This window comes from Allobosea sp. CER48 (genome assembly GCF_044752385.1).
Classification (GTDB): domain Bacteria; phylum Pseudomonadota; class Alphaproteobacteria; order Rhizobiales; family Beijerinckiaceae; genus Allobosea.
In genome coordinates this window covers 1-2359 of the sequence record NZ_JBIWYK010000469.1, presented here as the reverse complement: position 1 = coordinate 2359, position 2359 = coordinate 1, and the positions used below count along the sequence as shown (strand labels likewise).

Below are 2359 nucleotides of genomic sequence, written 5' to 3'. Positions count from 1 at the left end.
CGTCGGCGCAGCAGGGCGTCGCCGCTGCGGATCGTGAAGTCGGCCAGGCGCGTGGTCTCGTCGACGAAGCTGTGCGTCTCGTGGAAGAGCGACCCCAGCAGGATTCGGCGAGGCTGCGGCATGATCGGCGGGGCTCCTTGAAGCATGGGCATCTCGGTCGCTCGGCCGTTCCAGATCAAGCGGTCATTGTTCCGCTCCAAGAAACGGAGGTGCTTTGACAGGGCGCGCCGCGCTCCCGTTTCATAGCGCCGGTGGACTCGCCGGAGGGGCGATGCCACCGCAGCTCGGGGCTACATGCGGATGCGCGTCTTCACTGCGTCGCTGGCGACGGAAACCAATACGTTCGCGCCTCTCTTCGTCGACCGGAGTGCTTTCGAGAGCGCCTTCTACTGCCCGCCCGGCAGGCATCCGGAGACCCCGACGCTCTGCTCGGCTCCCATCGTCGCGGCCCGCCATCGCGCGTCCACCGACGGCTACGAGGTCGTCGAGGGCACGGCGACGTGGGCCGAGCCGGCGGGGCTGGTTTCGCAGGAGGGCTATGAGAGCCTGCGCGACGAGATTCTCGGGCAGCTCGAGGCCGCGCTTCCGGTCGACATCGTACTCCTCGGCCTGCACGGGGCGATGGTGGCGCGCGGCTACGACGATTGCGAGGGCGACCTGATCGCGCGGGCGCGAGCGCTCGTGGGGCCCGATTGCGTGATCGGCGCCGAGCTCGACATGCATTGCCACCTCACGGCGCAGATGGTCGAGAATGCCGACGTGATCGTCGCCTTCAAGGAGTTTCCTCACACGGATTTCCTGGCGCGCGCAGAGGATCTGCTCGATCTCTGCCTGAGGACCGCCCGCAGGCAGGTGAACCCGGTCAGCGCCGTGTTCGACTGTCGCGGGCTCGCCGCCTTCATGACCAGCCGCGAACCGGGCCGCAGCTTCGTCGACCGCATCAAGGCGATGGAAGGCCGCGACGGCATTCTTTCGATCTCGGTCGCACATGGCTTTCAGGCGGCCGATGTCGCCGATGTCGGCACGAAGGTTCTCGTGATCGCGAATGGCGACGGGAAGAGGGCGGCGGAGCTGGCACGCGAGCTCGGCCTCGAAATCCTGGGCTGGGGGAACGGCGCTTCGCCGAGGCACTACAAGCCGCGAGAGGGCATCGCGGCGGCCCTCGAACTCGCCCGGCCCGGCAAGCCGGTGGTCCTGGCCGATCGCTGGGACAATCCGGGCGGCGGGGTCGCCGGCGATTCCTCGGTGATGGTCGAGGCACTGCTGGCGCATCCCGAAGTGCCGGCTGCGATCGGCGCCTTGTGGGACCCTATCGCGGTCAGCCTCTGCCGAGCGGCCGGCGTCGGGGCGGAAATCCCGCTACGTTTTATCGGCAAGGCGGCACCGTCCTCCGGCAGGCCGATCGATGCGGTCGTGAAGGTGGTCGGAGTGACCGAGGACCTGCTGATCCCGTTCGAGCAGAGCTGGGTCTCGCTCGGTACTGCCGCCGCCATCCGCATCGGCCAGCTCGACATCGTCCTGGCCTCGACGCGGGCGCAGACCTTCAGTCCGCCGGTCTTCACCGATCTCGGCGTCGATCTCTCGGCAAAGAAGGTCGTCGTCGTGAAATCCTCCAACCATTTCCACGCCGCCTTCGCACCGATCGCTGCGAGCGTGCTCTACCTCGACAGCGGCGGGCCATACCCGCCGGATGCGAGCAAGATCCCCTACACCAAGGTCAGGCGACCTTTTTCGCCGCTGGATCCCAACCCATGGCTGTAGCCGCCTCCGCCGTGCTCCCCCGCCTGTCGCTCCGCGAGATCGAGGATCAGCGGCTCGATGCGCTGACCAAGGGCTTGCCCTCCGGGGCGGCGCTTCGGCTCGGCGATGTCGGCCGGCAGGGCTGGAATGTTCTCGGCGGCGACATGCCGATGCCCCTCGCGGTGATCCGCGAAAGCGTGCTCAAGGCCAACAGCGCCTGGATGAGCGCCTTCGCCGCCGGCAACGGCCTGCTGATCGCGCCGCATGGCAAGACGACCATGGCGCCACAGCTCTTCGACCTGCAGATCGCCGACGGCTCTTGGGCCATCACGGTCGCGACGATGCAGCAGCTCGCTGTGGCCCGGCATTTCGGAGTGAAACGCGTCGTCATCGCCAACCAGCCGATCGGGCGACAGGAGATCGCCGCCTGCTTCGAGGCGCTGCGCGAGCCGGGTTTCGAACTCTATTGCCTGGCAGACAGCATCGCCGGGGTCACCTTGCTGGCACAAGCGGCGGCGGAGCAAGGCGGCGGCAATCCGTTGCGCGTTCTCGTCGAGATCGGCTTCATGGGGGGCCGTACCGGCGCTCGCAGCCGCGACGAGGCACTGTCCGTTGCGCG

Annotated in this window: 2 protein-coding genes; both read left to right on the top strand. The window is 68.0% G+C overall.

Annotated elements, in window-relative coordinates; genetic code table 11:
• The first annotated feature begins 300 nt into the window (after positions 1–300).
• Positions 301–1761, top strand: a complete 1461-nt coding sequence (locus tag ACIPIA_RS14475; protein ID WP_400510557.1) for a M81 family metallopeptidase — start codon at positions 301–303, stop codon at positions 1759–1761.
• On the top strand, positions 1752–2359 hold a 608-nt coding region (locus tag ACIPIA_RS14470), incomplete at its 3' end, for a type III PLP-dependent enzyme domain-containing protein (protein ID WP_465246961.1). The genes ACIPIA_RS14475 and ACIPIA_RS14470, both read left to right, overlap by 10 nt.

Coding starts and splice junctions, on each gene's coding strand:
- ACIPIA_RS14475 (WP_400510557.1), top strand. CDS start 301: ATGCGCGTCTTCACTGCGTCGCTGGCGACGGAAACCAATACGTTCGCG.